The organism is Streptomyces sp. NPDC001407 (assembly GCF_042895325.1).
Taxonomy (GTDB): domain Bacteria; phylum Actinomycetota; class Actinomycetes; order Streptomycetales; family Streptomycetaceae; genus Streptomyces.
In genome coordinates this window covers 51,219-64,424 of the sequence record NZ_JBIAWF010000020.1, presented here as the reverse complement: position 1 = coordinate 64,424, position 13,206 = coordinate 51,219, and the positions used below count along the sequence as shown (strand labels likewise).

Here is a 13,206-nt window from a genome sequence, read left to right as displayed (position 1 = left end):
GTGCAATCCAGCCCGTCCGGCGATTGAGGACGCGGCCGCAGGCCGCTCCCGCCGCTGGGGGCACCTCCGGACGGAGTCTGGGGGAGGCAACGGACCCGCACCTCGGGGTCTGGGGCAGCGCCCCCACGCGGCGGAGCCGCAAATCAGACGCAGCCGGGAAGGGGCGGGGCAGGGGAAAAAGCCCGCCTCGGCCCCACCCTGTGAACGGCTCGGCGAGGGCGTCCGCGTATGTGCGACCGGCGGTAACTTCCTTGCCACGCACCCCTATCGCTCGCCCGGGGCACTCGCTTACGCTCACGACTGTGCCAGTGAACGCTGGCGTGGTGGAGCGGCTTCGGGAGGCGGCGGCATGGCCGAGCACGAGCGCCAGCGCGAACACGTACGGGTGGCGGTGATCGGGTCCGGATTCGGCGGGCTGGGGGCGGCGGTGCGGCTCCGCCGCGAGGGGATCACCGACTTCGTGGTCCTGGAGCGCGCCGCTTCCGTGGGCGGCACCTGGCGGGACAACACCTATCCCGGCTGCGCCTGCGACGTGCCCTCGCACCTCTACTCCTTCTCCTTCGCCCCCAACCCCGCCTGGCCGCGCAACTTCTCCGGCCAGCCGCACATCCGCGCCTACCTGGAGCGGGTCACCGACACCTTCGGCATCCGCCCCCACCTGCGCTTCAACTCCGAGGTGCGCGGCATGCGCTGGGACACCGGCCGCCTGCTGTGGGAGCTCGACACCGCCTGTGGCCCGCTCACCGCCGACGTCGTGGTCTCCGCGGCCGGCCCGCTCTCCGAGCCGAGGATCCCGGACGTGCCGGGCCTGGACACCTTCCCCGGGAAGGTCTTCCACTCCGCCCGCTGGGACCACGACTACGACCTGCGGGGCAAGCGCGTCGCCGTCGTGGGCACCGGCGCCTCGGCCATCCAGATCGTGCCCGAGATCCAGCCGGACGTACGGCGGCTGACGCTCTTCCAGCGCACCCCCGCCTGGGTCGTGCCGCGTGCCGACCGCGGGATCACCAAGGCCGAGCAGTGGCTGCACGCAAGGGTCCCGGCCACGCGCGTGCTGCGGCGCGGAATGCAGTGGGGGGTGAGGGAGTCGCAGGTCGGCCTGTTCGCCAAGTGGCCGTCCGGACTCCGCTTCTTGGAGCGGCTCGCGCTCTCCCATATGCACAAGGCCGTCAAGGACCCGGCGCTGCGGGAGGCCCTGACCCCCCGCTACCGCATCGGCTGCAAGCGCATCCTGCTCTCCAACGACTACTACCCCGCGCTCACCCGCCCCAATGTGGACGTGGTGACGTCCGGGCTCGCCGAGGTGCGCGGTTCCACGCTGATCGCCGCCGACGGCACCGAGGCGGAGGCCGACGCGATCGTCTTCGGCACCGGCTTCCAGGTCACGGACCAGCCCATCGGCAGGATGGTCACCGGCGCCGACGGCCGTACGCTCGCCGAGGCGTGGCAGGACGGCATGGCCGCGCTGCGCGGCGCCACCATCGCCGGGTTCCCCAACTTCATGATGGTCATCGGCCCCAACACGGGCCTCGGCAACAGCTCGATGATCCTCATCATCGAATCGCACCTGAACTATCTCGTCGACTACATGCGGCAGTTGGAGATCCTCGGCGGCCCCTCGCACAAGGCGGCGCTCGACGCCCGACCGTCCGCGGTGGGTGCCTGGAACCGCAGACTCCAGGAACGGCTGGCACCCTCGGTCTGGAACACCGGCTGCGACAGCTGGTATCTCGACGCCGCCGGCCGCAACACCACCGTCTGGCCCGGCACCACCACCGAATTCCGCAAGGTCACCCGCCAGGTGGACCTCATGGAATACCAGGTGCTGCGCGTCCCGGACACCGCCGGCCGCACCCGTACCGTCGCGGAGGCCGCCCGATGAGCCGCGTGCCGCTGGCGGGACAGGTCGCCGTCGTCACCGGCGCCGCGCGGGGCATCGGCGCCCAACTGGCCCGCAAACTCTCGGCCCGTGGCGCCCGCGTCGCGCTGGTGGGCCTGGAGGAGGACGAGCTGCGCCGCGTCGCGGGCGCGCTCCACGAGGACGCCGCGCACTGGTACGCCGACGTCACCGACCACGAGGCGATGGCCTCGGTGGCCCGCGAGGTCAAGGCCCGCTTCGGCAAGGTGGACATCGTGGTCGCCAACGCGGGCGTCGCCACCGGCGGCCCGCTGGAGGGCTCCGACCCCGACGCCTGGCGGCGCGTCGTCGAGGTCAATCTCATCGGCAGCGCCGTCACCGGCCGCGCCTTCCTGCCCGTACTCGCCGAGAGCCGCGGCTATCTCCTCCAGATCGCGTCGGCGGCCGCCCTCTTCCCGGCGCCGATGATGACCGCCTACTGCGCGTCCAAGGCGGGCGTCGAGGCGTACGCCCACTGCCTGCGCGCCGAGGTCGGCCACCGGGGCGTACGGGTCGGGGTGGGCTATCTGACCTGGACGGACACCGACATGGTGCGCGGCGCCGACCAGGACGAGGCGATGCGCGAGATGCGCTCCCGGCTGCGCGGCCCCGTCGGCCGCGTCTACCCCCTGGGCCCGGCCGTCGACCGGCTGGTCGCGGGCATCGAACGCCGCTCCTCGCACATCTACGCCCAGGGGTGGCTGCGCGCGATGCAGCCCGTGCGCGGCCTGCTGCCCGGCCTCATAGGGACCTTCGGCCCGCGCGAGATGCGGCGCCTCGGAGCGCGGACGCCCGTGCCTCGCGCGGGACTTGTGGGTGCCGGGGGAGCGGCCGACGAGAAGGCCCGCGCGGCGGGGTAGCGGAGGGTAATCGTCCGATGTGCGGGGAGTTGGGGTGCGTGCCACGCTGAATCGGGGCGAATCGCCCCCATCCCCTCGCCGAGGAGTGAGAACGACATGGGCATCAAGGACGAGATGCAGGGCAAGGCGCGGCAGGCCAAGGAGAAGTTGCAGGGCAAGCAGGACGAGGCGAAGCAGCGTGGCCAGAGCGAGCAGGAGCGGCTGCGGCAGCGCGCGGAGCAGGCCAGGCAGCAGGGTCAGCGGTCCTTCGACGACATCCAGGACGAACTGGACGACCGCACCTGACGCTTGCGCTGAGCGGGGCGGGTCCGGGGTTCGCCCCTGGGCCCGCTTTCGCCTTTGTCCGCCTGCGGCGGGAGCGCACTGCGTGCGCGTCCTCAAACGCCGGACGGGCTGAATGGTGCGGACCGTAACCAGCACAATCAGCCCGTCCGGCGTTTGAGGACTAACGCGGCGAAGCCGTGTTGCGGGGGTCTGGGGGCTTGCCCCCAGTTTCGGGAAGGGGCGGGGCTGGGGAACAAACCCCCTACCTCGGCGGAAGCTTCGGCCGGCGCCGATCCGGTACCCCCGAATAATCCGGCGGCTCCGCGCAGCCATGGCGTTCGAGCAGGTCCAGAGCCAGCCGCACCGCGTCGTCCATCTGCTTGTGGCGGCCCTCCGCCCAGTCCAGCGGCGTGCGGTCGATCTCGATGTCCGGTTCCACGCCGTGGTTCTCCACGCCCCAGCCGTACGCGTCGAACCAGGCCGCGTTCATCGGCACGGTGATCGCGGAGCCGTCGCCCAGGCGGTGGCGGCCGGTCATGCCGACGACGCCGCCCCAGGTGCGCAGGCCCACCACGGGTCCGATGCCCTGGAGTTTGAAGGCGGCGGTGATCATGTCGCCGTCGGAGGAGGTCATTTCGTCCGCGATGGCGACGACCGGGCCGCGCGGGGCGTTGCTGGCGTACGAGACGGGCTGGGCGTCGCGGGTGAGGTCCCAGCCGACGATGGTGCGGGTCAGCTTCTCCACGACCAGCTCGCTGATGTTGCCGCCCGCGTTGCCGCGTACGTCGACGATCAGCGCGGGGCGGGACATCTCCATCCGCAGGTCGCGGTTGAACTGTGCCCAGCCGGAGCCGCCCATGTCGGGGATGTGGAGGTAGCCGCACTTGCCGCCGCTCAGCTCGCGTACGACCGCGCGCCGCTTGGCCACCCAGTCCTGGTAGCGCAGGGGACGTTCGTCGACGAGCGGCACCACGGCGACGCGGCGTGCCGGGCCCTCGCCCTCCGCCGGCCGGAAGGTCAGCTCGACGGTGGTGCCGCCGGCCGCCGCCAGCAGGGGGTACGGGCCGGCCACCGGGTCCACGGGACGGCCGTCGACGTGGGTGAGGGCCGAGCCCTCCCGGATGCCGGAACCGGCCAGCGGGGAGCGGGCCTTGGAGTCGGAGGAGTCGCCGGGCAGGATGCGCCGCACGGTCCAGGAGCCGTTCTTGTCGTGCACGAGGTTGGCGCCCAGCAGGCCGATGGCGCGCTGGTAGTGCGGCGGGCCCTCGTTGCGGCGGGCGGGGACCACGTAGGCGTGCGAGGTGCCCAGCTCGCCGAGGAGCTCGCGCAGCAGGTCGGCGAACTCGTCGGGCGTGGCGACGCGTTCGACCAGCGGGCGGTACTGGTCGAGGACCGCGTCCCAGTCGATGCCGCACATGCCCGGTTCCCAGAAGTACGCACGGACGATCCGGCCCGCCTCCTCGTACGCCTGCCGCCACTCGGCCGCCGGGTCCACGTCGTGCAGGATGCGCCGCATGTCGATGTAGACGGTCGAGTCGGAGTCGCCGACGTCCCCGGAGGGCACGGCCCGCAGCTCGCCCTCGTCGTTGACGACCAGGCGGGTGCCGTCGCCGCTGACCGCGAACCAGTCGAGGGAGCTGGTGAGTTCGGTGCGCTTGGCCTTGGCCAGGTCGAAGTGTTCGAGCGTGGGGCGGCCGGAGGTGTCGGCGGGGTTGGCGAAGGTCTCGCCGAGGGCGCCGGAGATCGGCCAGCGCAGCCACACCAGGCCGCCGCCGCTGACGGGGTTGAGCGCGGAATACTTCGACGCCGCGACCGGGAAGGGCGTCACCCGGCTCTCCAGCCCCTCCACCTCGATGAGCGTCGAGCCGTCCCCGCCGCCGTTGTCGTCGGAGTCGAGTCCGCCGGCGGCCGGCCTGCCCTCCGTCGTCAGCGCGAAGGGCGAGGGCGTCGCGGAGGACAGCGGCACCAGATAGGGGCGGCAGCCCAGCGGGAAGGAGAGGTCGCCGGTGTGCACGTCGTAGACCGGGTCGAAGCCGCGCCACGACAGGAAGGCGAGATAGCGGCCGTCGCGGGTGAAGACGGGCTGCTCGTCCTCGAAACGGCCGTTGGTGACGTCGACGACCATCCGGTCCGACAGCCTGGCGATCTTGATCTGGCGCAGCGAGCGGCCGACGCCGGGGTGCGACCAGGTCAGCCACGCCGAGTCGGGGGAGAAGGCCAGGTCGCGGACGGGCCCGTTGGTGGACCGGATGAGCTCCAGCACCTCTTCGGCGGGTTCACCTTCCTCTTCGCCGGGGACGTCCACGAGCAGCAGCCGTCCGTCGTGCGCGGCGACGGCCAGCCGTTCGCCGTCCGGGGAGGCGATCAGCTCGTGCACCCGGCCGATCCGGCCCGCCGCGAGCCGCCGAGGCTCGGCGGGGCCGGTGGCGCGCGGCAGTTGGGCGATCTCGATCGCGTCCTCGCCCTCGGCGTCGGTGACGTAGGCGACCTGGCCGGTCGAGCCGAGCATCTCCGGCTGCCGGACCCGCACGCCCGGGGTGTCGGCGATGGTCCGCGCCGGGCCGTCGCGGTGCGTGAGCCAGTAGAGGCTGCCGCGGACCTCGACGGCGCTGGCCCGGCCGGTGGTGTCCACGGCGAGCGCCTCGACGTTGTTGGCGGCCTGCACCTGGTACGGGCGCCGCCCGGCCCGCGGCCCGCCCAGGCGCACCCGGAGCTTGCGCGGGACGCCCTCCGGCCCGAGGTCGTCCACCAGCCACAGGTCGCCCGCGCACTGGTAGACGACGCGCGAGCCGTCGGTCGCGGCGTGCCGGGCGTAGAAGTCGGCGTGGTCGGTGTGGCGGCGCAGCCCGGTGCCGTCGGGCAGGCAGGAGTAGAGGTTGCCGACGCCCTCGTGGTCGGAGAGGAAGGCGACGCGGTCGCCGACGAACATCGGCGAGTCGAGGTGGCCGCGCAGATCGGGCACCAGCCGGGTGCCGTGCAGCCACAGCCGTCCCGTGGCGCCGCCGCGGTAGCGCTTCCAGGCGGCGGGCTCGTGCGGCGGCTTGCCCGTCAGCAGCAGCGTCCGGTGCTCGGCCCCGCCGATGGCGATGTCCGAGGCGGGCCCCCACGGCAGCCGCCCGCCGGGGCTGCCGTCGGTGGGCAGCCGGTAGGCCCAGGAGAAATAGGAGAAGGGCTGGCCGTGCGAGGAGACGGCGAGGATGTCGCAGTGGCCGTCCTGGTCGGGGGGCGCCCAGCCGCAGACGCGGGCGTCGCTGCTGCCCCAGTAGGTGAGCCGCCGGGCGGGCCCGCCGGCCACGGGCGCCAGGTGGATCTCGGGGTCCAGGCTGCGCCAGGTGGTGAAGGCGATGTGCCGGCCGTCGGGGGAGAAGCGGGGGTGTCCGACCCGGGTCCGGTCGACGGTCAGCCGCCAGGCGCGGGCGGCGTCCTTCGCGCCGTCGGCGTCGAGGGGCGCGATCCAGAGGTCGTCCTCGGCCGTGAAGCAGAGCAGATCTCCGTGCAGATGAGGGAACCGCAGATACGCATCACTCACCTCCTCATCGTTTCGGCCCCGGCAGGCCACGGCAACTCGGTCCGGGACACGGGCGCGCCGCGGCGGGGCCGTGACGGAGAACACCATCGAAACGACGTCGTTTCGATGAGGGGGCACGTACGCTCGTGGTGTACGAAACCGTTTCGTTCCGGGCCCGCCCGGAGCCGGGGCGGTTCCCGTATCCGCGAGTCGGACACCCACGTGAGCCTTGAAGGGAGTGACGCATGACCGTGGACAGACCCGAGCCGACGGTGCCGCGCCGCACCCGGCTGACGCCCGAACGCGAAGGCGAGCTCTACGCCGCCGTCCTGGAGCTCCTGCGTGAGGTCGGCTACGACGCCCTCACCATGGACGCCGTGGCGGCCCGTACGCGCTCCAGCAAGGCGACCCTCTACCGCCAGTGGAAGGGCAAGCCCGAGCTGGTCGCGAGCGCGCTGCGGCATCAGAAGCCGGTCCAGGTGTCGGCCATCGACACCGGCACGGTGCGCGGTGACCTCCAGGCCATGCTGTGCGTCGCCGACGACGCGCAGATGGAGAAGGACGCCGCCCTCATGCGGGGGCTGGGCCACGCCGTCCACACCAACCCCGATCTGCGCCGCGCGCTGCGTGAACTGCTGATCGAGCCCGAGATCGAGGGGCTCCGCGCGATGATGCGCCGCGGCGTCGAGCGGGGGGAGATCGCCGCCGACAATCCGGCGCTCGACTATGTCGGGCACATGATGATCGGCGCTTTCGTCACCCGCCACCTGATCGAGGACCGGACCGCCGACTGCGCGTATCTGGCCCACTACATCGATGCCGTGATGGTCCCCGCACTCGGCCTCTGATCCCACCACCACCTCCCACCTGACGCGCCGCTCTCGTCGTCGGGCCGGTACCTCACGCCCTGTTCCGCCATATCTCGACACGACGGGAGCACAACGCCTCGTGGCCACGTTCCTCTACAGACTCGGCCGGCTCGCCTTCCGGCGCCGCTGGTACGCAGCCCTCATATGGGTGCTGCTGCTGGTGCTCGCCGGCACGGGTGCCGCCACCGCGTCCAAGTCCACCAACAACGACTTCTCCATCCCGGGCACCGAGGCGCAGGCCGCCTTCGACCTGCTGGAGCAGCGCTTCCCGGGGCAGACCCCGGACGGGGCCGCCGCCCGCGTCGTCTTCAAGGCCCCCGACGGCCAGAAGATCACCGACGTGAAGAACCAGGCCGCGGTCGAGAAGGCCGTAGCCGAGCTCGCCGGTCCCCAGGTGGCCTCGGCCGCCGACCCCTTCAAGGCGCACGCCGTCAGCAAGGACGGCACGACCGCGTACTCCTCGGTCAGCTACAAGGCCAAGGCGCAGGACCTCACCGACGCCTCCCGCGACACCCTCAAGGGCGCGGCCCAGCACGCCCGTGACACCGGGCTGACCGTCGAGATCGGCGGCAGCGCGCTCCAGTCCATGCCCGAGGGCGGCTCGGAGATCATCGGCATCGCGGTGTCCGCGGTCGTCCTGCTGATCACCTTCAGCTCGCTGGTCGCCGCGGGTCTGCCGCTGCTCACCGCGATCATCGGCGTCGGCATCGGCGTCTCCTCGATCGCGGCGCTCGCGCCGGTGCTCGACCTGTCGAGCAACACCTCGACGCTGGCGATGATGATCGGCCTCGCGGTCGGCATCGACTACGCGCTGTTCATCGTCTCCCGCTACCGCGCGGAAGTGGCCGAGGGCCGCGAACGCGAGGAGGCGGCCGGACGGGCCGTCGGCACCGCGGGCTCCGCGGTGGTCTTCGCCGGCCTCACCGTGGTGATCGCGCTGGCCGGCCTCGCGGTCGTCAACATCCCGATGCTCACCAAGATGGGCCTGGCCGCCGCCGGCACGGTCGCCATCGCGGTGCTCATCGCGCTCACCCTCATCCCCGCGCTGCTGGGCTTCGCGCCCCGCAAGGTGCTGGCCCGCAAGGACCGCAAGCGCGACGGCCGCCCGGCGGAGACCGGCAAGCCGAACATGGGCACCCGCTGGGCCCGCTTCGTGCTGCGCAAGCCCATCTGGGTGCTGGCCGCCGGTGTGCTCGGCCTCGGCGCGGTCGCCGTGCCCGCGGCCTCCCTCCAGCTCGGCCTGCCGGACGACGGGGCGCAGCCCAAGAGCAGCACCCAGCGCAAGGCGTACGACATGCTGGCCGACGGCTTCGGCGCCGGGTTCAACGGCCCGCTGATGATCGTCACCGACGCGGCGAAGGCGAGCGACCCCAAGGCCGCCGCCGACACCGTGGTCAAGACGATCAAGGGCATGGACGACGTCGCCATGGTCTCCCCGGCCAACTTCAACAAGGCCGGTGACACCGCGACGATCACCGTGGTGCCCAAGTCCAAGCCGACCGGCAAGGAGACCGAGGACCTCGTCCACGCGATCCGCGACAAGGGCGGCAGGATCACCTCGGACACCGGCGCCAAGGTGCTCGTCACCGGCTCCACGGCGATGAACATCGACGTCTCGCAGAAGCTCAACGACGCCCTGCTGCCCTATCTGGCACTCGTCGTCGGCCTGGCCTTCCTGCTGCTGATGGTCGTCTTCCGCTCCGTGCTCGTCCCGCTCAAGGCCGCCCTCGGCTTCCTGCTGTCCGTGGTCGCCGCCCTCGGCGCGGTCGTCGCGGTCTTCCAGTGGGGCTGGCTCGGCTCGCTCTTCGGCGTCGAGGAGACCGGCCCGATCATGAGCATGATGCCGATCTTCATGGTCGGCGTGGTCTTCGGTCTCGCGATGGACTACGAGGTCTTCCTCGTGACCCGCATGCGCGAGGCGTTCGTCCACGGCGAGCGCCCCGGCCAGGCGGTCGTCACCGGCTTCCGGCACGGCGCCCGCGTGGTCACCGCCGCCGCGGTCATCATGATCAGCGTCTTCGCGGGCTTCATCGGCTCCTCGGAATCGATGATCAAGATGATCGGCTTCGGCCTGGCCATCGCCGTCTTCTTCGACGCCTTCGTCGTCCGCATGGCGATCGTGCCCGCCGTCCTCGCCCTGCTCGGCAAGGCCGCCTGGTGGCTGCCCGGCTGGCTCGGCAAGATCCTGCCGAACGTCGACGTCGAGGGCGAGCAGCTCCAGAAGCAGCTCTCCACCCCCTCGGCCGACCCCGACGAGAAGCGCGAACTGGTCGGCGTCTGACGGCCGTCCGCCCACGAAGGCCCGGCGCGGGCCCCCGGCACCGGGGGCCCGCCGCCGGGCCTTTCGCGCCCCCGCACACCCCCGGCCGCCTGTGGGCTGCGCCATGCGAGGGAACCGTTGGTCCCCGTACGGGCGTTTTCTCTAGTCCACATACCTTGTGGGCGCGGTCGGGGGCGCGTGTGATGGAAAGGGCTCCGCGTTGAACCTGCTCGATGTGCTTCTCATGCTGATCGTCGTCGCCTACGCCGTATCGGGTTTCCGGCGTGGCCTGATCGCCGGCCTCGTGCTCTTCGCGGGCTTCCTCGGGGGCGCCGTGCTCGGCGTCTGGGCGCTGCCCTATGCCCTGGAGCCCTTCGAGGCGGGCACCTCGACCGCGGCCGTCGTCGCCGTCCTGGTCGTCCTCCTGCCCGCCGCCCTCGGGCACGCGCTCGCCGGGCGGCTCGCCTGGCGCCTGCGCCGCCACCTGACCTGGGCACCCGTGCGCGGCGTCGACGGCATAGGCGGCGCCGCCGTCAACTCCCTGGCCGTCCTGCTCGTCGGCTGGGTGGCCGCCAGCGTCCTCGTCTCGGCGAACTCCACCCTCCTCACCCGCGAGATCAAGGACTCCGCCCTGCTCGGCGCCGTGCAGAAGGCCATGCCCGAGCAGGCCCCCACCTGGTTCAGCCGCACCACCGACGCCCTCGCCGGTGCGGGCTTCCCCCAGGTCTTCAACCCCTTCGAGAACGAACCCGCCACCGCCGTCACCAAGCCCTCCGGCGACGCGGTCACCCCCGCCGTCGGCCGCGCCGCCCGCGAGAGCGTCGTCAAGGTCGAGGGCGTCGCGAACGTCCGCGACGGCCGCCGCGGCCAGGAGGGCAGCGGCTTCGTCTACGCCTCCCACCACGTGATGACCAACGCCCACGTCGTCGCCGGGGTCGACAGCCCGACCGTGCGCGTGGGCGGCGTCGGCCGCGCGTATCCGGCCAAGGTCGTCCTCTTCGACCCCCGCACCGACGTCGCCGTCCTCGACGTGCCGGGCCTCGACGCCCCCGTCCTGCCCTTCGACAAGACCGCCAAGCGCGGTGACGCGGCCGTCGTCGCCGGCTTCCCCGAGAACGGCGGCCTCGACCTGCGCGCCGCGACCGTGGCCAACGAGGTCCGCGCCAAGGGCCAGGACATCTACGGCGACGGCGTCACCACCCGCACCGTCTACTCCCTGCGCTCCACCGTCCGCCCCGGCAACTCCGGCGGCCCCCTCCTCACCCCCTCCGGCAAGGTCTACGGCGTCGTCTTCGCCCGCTCCACCTCCGACCCAGAGACCGGCTACGCCCTCACCGCCGGCCAGGTCGCGGCAGCGGCCGACGAGGCCCGCACGGCCACGGCCCCGGTGAGCACGGGAACGCGGGCGGCCCTCTGACTCAGACCGCGATCCGCTCCTGCCCCTGCTCGTCCTCCTCCAGCAGCCGGGCCGCCATCGCGTCCAGGGCCCGGTCGAGGAGGGCGCGGTCCTCGGTGTCGCCGACGTCCCAGTCCTCCAGCCGGGCCGACAGCCAGGACCGCCACGCGGCGCCGAGCCGCTCGATCTCGGCCTCGCCCGCGGGCGTCAGGAACAGCCGGTCGCCCTCGGCGAACGCGTAGCCCGCGCCCGCCGTACGGGCGAAGGCCGGTTCGAGGACCTCCGGCGGCATCCGGTGCGCGAGGGCCACCGAGGAGAGCGTCGCCTCGCCGCGCACCCGCAGCCGCCAGTGGATCTGGCCCAGCGTCCACGCCTCGGCCGGACCCAGCGGGCTGCCCGACTCGGCGAGGACGCGCCGGCTCACGGGCGGGCCCTGCTCCTTGCGCATCACGCTCGCCACGGCCCGCTCCAACTGCCGCTCCGCCTCGGCCGAGTCCGGGGCCGCGAAGCCCTCGCCCATGTCGGAGGCCCCGGCCCGGGCGCTGTCCCGCAGCGGCACCTCCTTCAGGAACCACGCCACGACGAACCCCGCGAGGGCCACCGGCACGACCCAGAAGAAGACGTAGTTCACGGTGTCCGCGTACGCGTCGATCACCGGCGCCGCCTGCGCGTGCGTCAACTGCTTCAGCCCCTGCGGGCTCTGCACGGCGGCGGGCGGCACGCCCGGTGAGCGCAGCAGCGCCTCCGTCAGGTTCGGCCGCAGCTGGTTGCTGTAGAGCGTGCCGAAGATGGCCGTGCCGAAGGAGCTGCCGAGCGTACGGAAGAACGTCACGCCCGAGGTCGCCGTGCCCAGCTCGTGGTACGCCACCGTGTTCTGCACGGCGATCGTCAGCACCTGCATGGCCAGCCCGATGCCGACGCCCAGGACGAACATGTAGAGCGACTCCAGCCAGGGCCCCGACGACGCGTTCATGGTCGACATCAGGAAGAGGCCGAGCGCCATCACCGCCGTACCCGCGATGGGGAAGGCGCGGTAGCGCCCGGTGCGGCTGACCACGATGCCCGAGAGCATGGACGCGCCGAGCAGCCCGGCCACCATGGGCAGCGCGCGGACGCCGGACATGGTGGCGGAGACCCCGTCGACGTACTGGAGGTAGGTCGGCAGATACGTCATCGCGCCGAGCATCGCGAAGCCCACGATGAAGCTGAGCACGGAGCAGACGACGAAGACGGGGTTGCGGAAGAGGTGCATGGGCAGCATGGGCTCCCTGGCCCGCAGCTCCACCAGCACGAACAGGCCCAGCAGCACCACCGACCCCGCGAACAGGCCGACGATCACCGCCGAGCCCCACGCGTACTCGTTGCCGCCCCACTCCAGGCCGAGCACCAGCCCCGAGGCGCCGAGCGCGACCAGCACGATGCCGAGGTAGTCGATCACCGGCCGGACCGGCGAGCGGACGACCGGGATCGTCCGGGCCGCCATCACGACCATGACGATCGCGACGGGCACGTTGACGTAGAAGCACCAGCGCCAGGTGGCGTGGTCGGTGAAGATCCCGCCGAGCGTCGGCCCGACCACCGTGGTCACCCCGAAGACGGCGCCGAGCGCCCCCTGGTACTTGCCGCGCTCGCGCAAGGGGATGACGTCGGCGATCAGCGCCATCGCCGTCACCATCAGCCCGCCGCCGCCGATGCCCTGGAGCGCGCGGGCGGCGATCAGCATGAGCATCGAGTTCGCCGCGCCCGCGAAGACCGAGCCGCCGACGAAGACCACCGCGCTCAGCTGGAAGACGACCTTCCGCCCGAAGAGGTCGCCGAACTTGCCGACCAGCACGGTCGAGACCGTCTCCGCCAGCAGATAGGCGGTCACCACCCACGCCATGTGCCCGCCGCCGCCCAGGTCCGCGACGATCGTGGGCAGCGCGGTGGAGACGATGGTCTGATCGAGGGCCGCCAGCAGCATGCCGAGCACGATGGTGACGAAGACCAGATTGGTGCGGCGCCTGCCGAGCTCCGGCGGCGCCGGGACGTCCGCGGTGGGCTGCGCGGTGGCCGTGGGCATCGGCGGGCCTCCTTACGGCTCTCCCCCGCGGCTCCCCCGAAGCTCAGCATTCGGCCATCCGCGACCTCCCGCCACCGCAGACGGCGCGCG

8 protein-coding genes are annotated in these 13,206 nt (G+C 72.5%); 6 read left to right on the top strand and 2 right to left on the bottom strand.

Going from position 1 to position 13,206, the window contains the following annotated elements:
• Positions 1-349: 349 nt before the first annotated feature.
• The 3 genes from ACFY1P_RS25145 to ACFY1P_RS25135 all read left to right on the top strand — a co-directional run bounded on the left by ACFY1P_RS25145 (position 350) and on the right by ACFY1P_RS25135 (position 3,042).
• Complete coding sequence (locus ACFY1P_RS25145) at positions 350-1,882, top strand: flavin-containing monooxygenase (RefSeq protein ID WP_390751935.1); 1,533 nt, start codon at positions 350-352, stop codon at positions 1,880-1,882.
• Positions 1,879-2,757 carry an SDR family oxidoreductase gene (locus ACFY1P_RS25140; protein ID WP_361531400.1) on the top strand — a complete coding sequence of 293 codons (879 nt, stop codon included), beginning with the start codon at positions 1,879-1,881 and terminating at the stop codon, positions 2,755-2,757. Before ACFY1P_RS25145 ends, ACFY1P_RS25140 begins: the two co-directional genes overlap by 4 nt.
• 96 nt (positions 2,758-2,853) lie before the next feature.
• Complete coding sequence (locus ACFY1P_RS25135) at positions 2,854-3,042, top strand: hypothetical protein (RefSeq protein WP_361531403.1); 189 nt, start codon at positions 2,854-2,856, stop codon at positions 3,040-3,042.
• Between the two features lie 241 nt (positions 3,043-3,283).
• Here the strand turns inward: ACFY1P_RS25135 and ACFY1P_RS25130 are convergent, their stop codons facing one another.
• Positions 3,284-6,550: a S41 family peptidase gene (locus ACFY1P_RS25130; protein WP_361531406.1), complete on the bottom strand. Its 3,267-nt coding sequence runs from the start codon at positions 6,548-6,550 to the stop codon at positions 3,284-3,286.
• Positions 6,551-6,774: 224 nt separating this feature from the next.
• On the opposite strand from ACFY1P_RS25130, the gene ACFY1P_RS25125 reads away from it, so the two are divergent.
• The 3 genes from ACFY1P_RS25125 to ACFY1P_RS25115 all read left to right on the top strand — a co-directional run bounded on the left by ACFY1P_RS25125 (position 6,775) and on the right by ACFY1P_RS25115 (position 11,075).
• Positions 6,775-7,377 carry a TetR/AcrR family transcriptional regulator gene (locus tag ACFY1P_RS25125; RefSeq protein ID WP_361531409.1) on the top strand — a complete coding sequence of 201 codons (603 nt, stop codon included), beginning with the start codon at positions 6,775-6,777 and terminating at the stop codon, positions 7,375-7,377.
• Positions 7,378-7,477: 100 nt separating this feature from the next.
• Positions 7,478-9,679 carry an MMPL family transporter gene (locus ACFY1P_RS25120; RefSeq protein WP_361531412.1) on the top strand — a complete coding sequence of 734 codons (2,202 nt, stop codon included), beginning with the start codon at positions 7,478-7,480 and terminating at the stop codon, positions 9,677-9,679.
• 199 nt (positions 9,680-9,878) lie between these two features.
• On the top strand, positions 9,879-11,075 hold the full coding sequence (locus ACFY1P_RS25115) for a MarP family serine protease (protein WP_361534287.1): 1,197 nt from the start codon (positions 9,879-9,881) through the stop codon (positions 11,073-11,075).
• 1 nt (position 11,076) lies between these two features.
• On the opposite strand, the gene ACFY1P_RS25110 is transcribed toward ACFY1P_RS25115, so the two are convergent.
• A complete protein-coding gene (locus ACFY1P_RS25110; protein WP_390751934.1) occupies positions 11,077-13,116 on the bottom strand; it encodes a DHA2 family efflux MFS transporter permease subunit in 2,040 nt (679 codons plus the stop codon).
• Positions 13,117-13,206 lie beyond the last annotated feature (90 nt).

Excerpts from the sequence above, each read along its gene's own strand:
- ACFY1P_RS25145 (WP_390751935.1), top strand. The coding sequence starts at position 350 with ATGGCCGAGCACGAGCGCCAGCGCGAACACGTACGGGTGGCGGTGATC.
- ACFY1P_RS25140 (WP_361531400.1), top strand. The coding sequence starts at position 1,879 with ATGAGCCGCGTGCCGCTGGCGGGACAGGTCGCCGTCGTCACCGGCGCC.
- ACFY1P_RS25135 (WP_361531403.1), top strand. The coding sequence starts at position 2,854 with ATGGGCATCAAGGACGAGATGCAGGGCAAGGCGCGGCAGGCCAAGGAG.
- ACFY1P_RS25125 (WP_361531409.1), top strand. The coding sequence starts at position 6,775 with ATGACCGTGGACAGACCCGAGCCGACGGTGCCGCGCCGCACCCGGCTG.
- ACFY1P_RS25110 (WP_390751934.1), bottom strand. The coding sequence starts at position 13,116 with ATGCCCACGGCCACCGCGCAGCCCACCGCGGACGTCCCGGCGCCGCCG.